Annotated in this window: 7 protein-coding genes and 1 pseudogene; 5 read left to right on the top strand and 3 right to left on the bottom strand. The window is 73.2% G+C overall.

Translation table 11 applies throughout. From position 1 onward, the window contains the following. Positions 1-596 (bottom strand): annotated as a pseudogene (locus CCN44_RS40085) (hypothetical protein); the annotation flags it as partial. Between the two features lie 105 nt (positions 597-701). On the opposite strand from CCN44_RS40085, the gene CCN44_RS40080 reads away from it, so the two are divergent. From CCN44_RS40080 to CCN44_RS40070, 3 genes are read left to right on the top strand one after another with little or no spacing between them, the layout of a single operon-like run. Continuing rightward, positions 702-1,454, top strand: coding sequence for a chorismate synthase (locus tag CCN44_RS40080; RefSeq protein ID WP_086704047.1), 753 nt, complete (start codon positions 702-704; stop codon positions 1,452-1,454). Further along, entirely contained in the window at positions 1,451-2,563 is a 1,113-nt protein-coding gene (menC, locus tag CCN44_RS40075; RefSeq protein WP_059249799.1) for an o-succinylbenzoate synthase, read from the top strand. The genes CCN44_RS40080 and menC overlap by 4 nt, the downstream gene beginning before the upstream one ends. 32 nt (positions 2,564-2,595) lie before the next feature. Continuing rightward, positions 2,596-3,387 carry a YlbL family protein gene (locus CCN44_RS40070; protein WP_059249798.1) on the top strand — a complete coding sequence of 264 codons (792 nt, stop codon included), beginning with the start codon at positions 2,596-2,598 and terminating at the stop codon, positions 3,385-3,387. Between the two features lie 42 nt (positions 3,388-3,429). On the opposite strand, the gene CCN44_RS40065 is transcribed toward CCN44_RS40070, so the two are convergent. Beyond that, positions 3,430-3,915 carry an Lrp/AsnC family transcriptional regulator gene (locus CCN44_RS40065; protein ID WP_059249797.1) on the bottom strand — a complete coding sequence of 162 codons (486 nt, stop codon included), beginning with the start codon at positions 3,913-3,915 and terminating at the stop codon, positions 3,430-3,432. Positions 3,916-4,037: 122 nt separating this feature from the next. Here CCN44_RS40065 and hppD point away from each other — a divergent pair, with 122 nt between their 5' ends. Then, the gene (gene hppD / locus CCN44_RS40060) at positions 4,038-5,186 is read left to right on the top strand and encodes a 4-hydroxyphenylpyruvate dioxygenase (RefSeq protein WP_059249796.1); all 1,149 of its coding nucleotides are present in this window, start codon (positions 4,038-4,040) and stop codon (positions 5,184-5,186) included. 37 nt (positions 5,187-5,223) lie between these two features. Beyond that, positions 5,224-6,072, top strand: a complete 849-nt coding sequence (locus CCN44_RS40055; RefSeq protein WP_086704044.1) for a phage baseplate protein — start codon at positions 5,224-5,226, stop codon at positions 6,070-6,072. 64 nt (positions 6,073-6,136) lie between these two features. On the opposite strand, the gene CCN44_RS40050 is transcribed toward CCN44_RS40055, so the two are convergent. Next, the coding region (locus CCN44_RS40050) for a tetratricopeptide repeat protein (protein WP_414820551.1) at positions 6,137-6,664 on the bottom strand (528 nt) is incomplete at its 5' end.

Here is a 6,664-nt window from a genome sequence, read left to right as displayed (position 1 = left end):
CGGTCAGCGCGGGCAGCCGGACCGGACGGTCGGCGGCGAACAGCCGCCGGTACTGCTCGGTGTTCTCCGCGCTGGCGGGCACCTGCCGGCCGAGGATGCCCTGCCGGCGGTCCTCGTCCACGGGCTGGCCGGGGACCGCGGAGTAGGCGAGGAGCCGCTGGCGCGGGTCCTCGATGGCGGTCGCCCCGCCGGTCGCCGTCGCGATCGTCACCGAGCCCGGCGTCGGCGGGGACGGCGGCGGGCCGGGCGGCGATCGCGGAGGCCAGCAGCAGATGGACCCGGTGCCAGGGCGCGTCCTCCGGCACCGACAGCAGGGCCGTACCGTGCGCCTCGGCCACCGCCGCCGGCCCGTCCGCGCCGCGCACCACCACCCCGGTCAGCCCGGCCTCCGCCGCCGCCTCCAGCAGCGGGCCCGCGTCCGCCGCCCGCACCCCGACCGCCAGCAGCAGCGCGCCGGGCTGCCGGGGCAGCGGGGTGCCGCCGTCGTGGAGGACGGCCTCGGTGACCGGGGCCGCGAGGCCGGCGGGAGCGGTGTGCAGGCGCAGCGCGGGGCCGCCGACGACGTCCAGGAGGTCGCCGAGCGTGCACGTGTCCATGGGGTCCGTCCTCGACGGGCTGCTTGGCGGATGGTGCAACGAACGTACGTCCGTCTTGGCCGCTCCCACAACACGCGGCGGGCCGTCGGCCCTGAGACTCGTGCCATGAGTCCCACCGGAACCGTCCTCCGTACCGTCCACGACGTCGCCGGGCTCTCGGCCGTCGCCGACCACTTCAGCGACGTCTGGCGAACGCCCCGCACCGCCCCGCCGTACCCGGCCGAGGTGCTGCACAGCCTGGTGCACGCCGGTGGCGCCGTGCACGCCGTGTACCGCGAGCGGCGGCTGGCGGGGGCGGCCGTCGCCGTCCTCGGCCCGGACCGGTCCACGTACTCGCTGGTGGCCGCCGCCGAGCGGGGCCTCGGTCCCGCCCTGAAGCGGGCCCAGCGGGACTGGGCCCGCACCCTCGGCGCCCGCACCATGCGCTGGACCTTCGACCCGCTGGTCGGCCGCAACGCCCGCTTCAACCTGGTCAAGCTGGGTGCCGTCGGCACCGAGTACCTGATCGACTTCTACGGCCCCATGGCCGACGGCGTGAACGACGGCGACGAGAGCGACCGGCTGACGGTGACCTGGGACCTGACGGGCACGGGGACCCCGTACGACGTCCGGCCCGAAGGGGCCGTCCTGCGCACCGCCCCCGACGGCGGGCCGCTCGCCCGGCGCGCCGGCCGGTCCCTGTGGTGCCGGATCCCGGCGGACGCCGTCGCGCTGCGCGCCGCCGATCCCGCGCTGGCCCTGCGCTGGCGGCACGCGGTGCGCGAGGTCTTCCTGGACGCCTTCGCGGAGGGGTTCCGGGCCACCGGGATGTCCCGCGACGGCTGGTACACGCTCGCCCGGACCGAGGAGGCCGCGTGAAGCTGGAGCGCGTCGAGATCGTGCACGTGGCGATCCCGCTGGTCACCCCCTTCCGTACGTCCTTCGGGACCATGACGGCGAAGGACACCTTCCTCCTGCACGTCGTGACGGACGAGGCCGAGGGCTGGTCGGAGTTCGCCGCCGACCCCGAACCCCTGTACTGCCCGGAGTTCGTCGCCGGCGCCGAGATCGTGCTCCGCGACTTCCTGCTGCCCCGCCTGGCCGCCCTCCCGCACCTCACCACGGCCGCGCTGGCCCCCGCGCTGGCGCGGATCAAGGGGCACGAGCTGGCGAAGGCCGCCCTGGAGACCGCCGTGCTCGACGCCGAGCTGCGCGGCTACGGCATGCCGCTCGCCGCCTACCTGGGCGCGGTACGGGACCGGGTGCCGGCCGGGGTCTCCGTCGGCATCAAGGACTCGGTGCCCGAGCTGCTGGACGACGTCGAGCGCCACCTCGCCGAGGGGTACGTCCGCATCAAGCTGAAGATCGAGCCCGGCTGGGACGTCGAACCGGTCCGGGCGGTCCGCGAGCGCTTCGGCGACGCCCTGCCCCTCCAGGTCGACGCCAACACCGCCTACACCCTCGCCGACGCCGAGCACCTGCGGCGGCTGGACGCCTTCGGGCTGCTGCTCGTCGAGGAGCCGCTGGAGGAGAACAACCTGCACGGCCACGCCCGGTTGCAGCAGCGGCTGCGCACCCCGGTCTGCCTGGACGAGTCCCTGCACAGCGCCCGCGACACCGCGTCGGCGATCGCCCTGGACGCCTGCCGGGTGGTGAACGTCAAACCGGCCCGGGTCGGCGGCTACCTGGAGGCCCGCCGGGTGCACGACGTGGCCCACGCGCACGGGGTGCCGGTGTGGTGCGGCGGCATGCTGGAGACCGGCATCGGGCGGGCGCCCAACCTCGCCCTGGCCGCGCTGCCCGGCTTCACCCTGCCCGGGGACACCTCGGCGTCCGGCCGCTACTTCGCCGAGGACATCACCGAGCCGTTCGTCCTGGACGAGGACGGCCACCTGCCCGTGCCCACCGGCCCCGGCATCGGCATCGCGCCCCTGCCGGACGCCCTGCGCCGGTTCACACGGGAGCGGCGGGACCTGTACACGGCATGAGGGGCGCGTGGCGGTCACGTTAGATTGACCCCGTGCTCTCACGTCTCACACGCCCCCAGGCCCTCGCCGTCTGCGCACTGCCCGTCGTGGCCCTGCTCGCCACGGCGGTGTTCGCGCCGCTGCCGTTCTCGGTGGCGCAGCCCGGCCCGACGGCGAACGTGCTGGGCGAGAACAAGGGCACCCCGGTGATCACGGTCTCCGGCGCGCAGACCCGGAAGACCAGCGGGCAGCTGCGGATGACCACGATCGTCGCGACCGGCCCGGACGCCCGGATCTCCCTCGGCGACGTGCTCGGCAACTGGTTCCGCACCGACCGGGCCGTCATGCCGCGTGACGCGGTCTACCCCAGCGGCGACACCGTCAAGGAGATCGAGAAGCACAACCTGGCGCAGATGCGGCAGTCCCAGGACGCGGCGACCCAGGCCGCGCTGACGTACCTCGGACTGAAGCCCGGCCAGGTCGAGGTGGACCTGAAGCTCGCCGACGTGGGCGGGCCCAGCGCGGGGCTGCTGTTCACCCTGGGGATCATCGACAAGCTGGACGGCGACGGCAGCGGCGGCGACCTCACGGGGGGCCGCACCATCGCCGGTACGGGGACGATCGACGCCTCCGGCAAGGTCGGCGCGGTCGGCGGGGTGGCCCTGAAGACGCAGGCCGCCCGCCGGGACGGTGCCACCGTCTTCCTGGTGCCGAAGGCGGAGTGCGCCGACGCCAAGGCCGAGCTGCCGAAGGGGCTGCGGCTGGTCCCGGTGACCACGCTGAAGGGCGCGGTCGACTCCCTGGTGGCCCTGGAGAAGGGCAAGGGCACCGTCCCCAGCTGCTAGCCCGGCCCCCCCCCGAACGTCACCCGCCGTGGCCCCGGGCGGTCAGGTCTCCCTCGCCTCCCGGTCCCGGGCGGCCTGCTCCACCAGCGGGATGATCCGCAGCGGGACGGGGTTCTCCATCACGATCGCCGTGGAGGCCCGGACGATGCCGTCGAAACCGACGACGCGGTCGATCACCCGTTGCAGATCGGCGTTCGAGCGGGCCACCAGCCGGCACAGCATGTCCCCGCTGCCGGTGGTGGTCAGCAGCTCCAGCACCTCCGGCACGGTCGACAGGTGGGCCCGCACATCGGCGCCCTGGCCCTGCCGGATCTGGAGCGTGGCGAACGCGGTGACGGGGTAGCCGAGGGCCGCCGGGTCCACCTGCGGGCCGAATCCGCGGATGACCCCGTTCGACTGGAGGCGGTCGAGCCGCGCCTGCACCGTGCCCCGGGCGACGCCCAGCCGCCGGGACATCTCCAGCACCCCGATGCGCGGTTCCTCGGCCAGCAGCACGATGATCCGCCCGTCCAGATGATCGATCGCCACGGGACCCCCTGAGATGGTCATCCTGTACAGAAAGACCGCCGAGGCGGTCGTACCACTGGTCAGATTGCCCAGCGATGGAGCGAACTATTGCGCACCTTGCAGAGCAGAGCCACCCTTCCGCTATGACGCAGACCACACACCACACTCCCGACACGACCGCCCGGCAGGACGACCCCTTCCCGGTCAAGGGAATGGACGCGGTCGTCTTCGCCGTGGGCAACGCCAAGCAGGCGGCGCACTACTACTCCACCGCCTTCGGCATGCGGCTGGTCGCCTACTCCGGACCGGAGAACGGCAGCCGCGAGACCGCCAGTTACGTGCTGGAGAACGGCTCCGCCCGCTTCGTCCTCACCTCGGTCATCAAGCCCAGCAGCACCTGGGGCCACTTCCTGGCCCAGCACGTGGCCGAGCACGGCGACGGCGTCATCGACCTCGCCATCGAGGTCCCCGACGCGCGCGCCGCCCACGCGTACGCCGTCGAGCACGGCGCGACGAGCGTCGCCGAGCCGTACGAGGTGAAGGACGAGCACGGCACCGTCGTCCTCGCCGCCATCGCCACCTACGGCAAGACCCGCCACACCCTGGTCGACCGCTCCGGCTACGACGGCCCGTACCTGCCCGGCTACACCGCCGCCGAGCCGCTCGTCGAGCCGCCCGCCCAGCGCACCTTCCAGGCCATCGACCACTGCGTCGGCAACGTCGAACTCGGCAGGATGAACGAGTGGGTGGCCTTCTACAACAAGGTCATGGGCTTCACGAACATGAAGGAGTTCGTGGGCGACGACATCGCCACCGAGTACAGCGCGCTGATGTCGAAGGTGGTCGCGGACGGCACCCTCAAGGTCAAGTTCCCGATCAACGAGCCCGCCATCGCCAAGAAGAAGTCCCAGATCGACGAGTACCTGGAGTTCTACGGCGGCGCGGGCGTCCAGCACATCGCGCTCAACACCAACGACATCGTGCAGACGGTCCGCACCATGCGCGCGGCCGGCGTCGAGTTCCTCGACACCCCCGACTCGTACTACGACACCCTCGGCGAGTGGGTCGGCGACACCCGCGTGCCGATCGAGACCCTGCGCGAGCTGAAGATCCTCGCCGACCGCGACGAGGACGGCTACCTGCTGCAGATCTTCACCAAGCCGGTCCAGGACCGGCCGACCGTGTTCTTCGAACTCATCGAGCGGCACGGTTCGATGGGCTTCGGCAAGGGCAACTTCAAGGCACTGTTCGAAGCGATCGAACGCGAGCAGGCCAAGCGGGGCAACCTGTAGCCGACGGGTCCCCCGCCGGACATTCCGAGGGGGGACCGTGGCCGAGCGCATCGACCTCACCGCACCCGCCGTCCGCTGGCTGCGCGAGAAGGCCACCCTGCGCGAACCCACGGTCCTCCAGTCCTTCGCCTTCGACGAGGTCCACCGCCACCTCTACGTCCTCCAGCTCACCCGGGGCGGCCGGGCCGCGGGCGACCTGTGCCTCAACCGCCTGGACCTCAAGGGGAACCGGCTCGGGCACATGTACCTCAAGGGCTTCGGGCACGGCGTGAGCATGGGCGTCCAGCACTCCGCCGACGGCACGGTGTGGATCTGGACCGAGACGGACGCCGTGAACGGCTACGGCCGCGGCGTCACCCGCTTCCGCTTCGCGCCCGGCGCCACCCGCACCCCGCGCGACGTCAAGGTCCGCCACCCCGTCGAGGGCTCCCGCACCAACCAGCCCGCCGTCTGCCCGGCCACCGGCCGCATAGCCGTCCGCTACCGGCTGCGCGGCACCCCGCGCTACCGCGTCTGGGACCTGGCCGCCTTCACCGCCCGCGACTACGGCGACCCGCTGGCCGACCTCGCGCAGACCGGCGCCCACCCCGACCCCGACGTCCCCTTCCAGGGCTTCGCCCTGCACGGCGACCACCTGTACCAGCTCGCGGGCTCCGCCTACCACCCGCGCACCAACCCGCCCGCCGGCCACGGCGACACCCACCTGTCCTGCCTGGACATCCGCACCGGCGAACTTCTCGCCCGGCACCGCACCCGGGCGGCGTACTCCCTCGACCACCGCGAACCGGAGGGCCTGGCCGTCCGCCACACGGGCACCCCGCGCCTGTACATCGGGTTCGCGTCGGGGGAGGAGGGCGCGCGCAGGTTCTCCCTCTACTACAAGTGATCCCGCGCTACTACAAGTGATCCCGCGCCGAGCGGCCCGCACCGAGCAGCCCGCGCCGGGCGGTCTACAGATGGTCCTCGGGCAGTTCGTCGGCCGGCGGCTCGCCCAGCGTGCCCAGCGCCTCCCGGGCCAGCGGCGCCAGCAGCGGGGAGAAGTACGGGTTGATCCGCAGCGCCTCCTCCAGATACCGCCGCGCGGGCCCGTACCGCTCCAACTCCGCCTCGATCATGCCCCGGTGGAAGGAGTACAGCGCGCTGCGCACCCCGCCGCCCTTCGCCTCGTCCGTCGCGGCGGTCGCGTAGGTGAGCGCCTCCTCGTCCTCGCCGGTGCGGTGCAGCGCCCAGCCCAGCGCGTCGGCCACCTCGATCCCCGGCTGCCGCCGCCACTCCGCCCGCAACCGCTCCACGGCCTCCCACGCGTCCCCGTGGTCCGCCTCGAACCGCCCGATCAGCAGTTCCTCGTCGACCCCGCCCGCCATCGACTGCCGCACCGCCGCCCGCAGCCGCTCGTACTGCTCCTCGGCGGCCTGCGGCTGCTCCAGCGACTCGTACAGCTCGCCCAGTTCCAGCAGGACCTCGGGGTCCGGCCGCCG

The sequence above is a fragment of the Streptomyces tricolor genome (genome assembly GCF_002155905.1).
Taxonomy (GTDB): Bacteria; Actinomycetota; Actinomycetes; order Streptomycetales; family Streptomycetaceae; genus Streptomyces; species Streptomyces tricolor.
This window is presented reverse-complemented; position numbering and strand designations above follow the sequence as displayed.

What these genes read in the sequence shown, in the direction of transcription:
- CCN44_RS40080 (WP_086704047.1), top strand. Translation starts at nt 702, where the DNA reads ATGAGTCCCACCGGAACCGTCCTCCGTACCGTCCACGACGTCGCCGGG.
- hppD (WP_059249796.1), top strand. Translation starts at nt 4,038, where the DNA reads ATGACGCAGACCACACACCACACTCCCGACACGACCGCCCGGCAGGAC.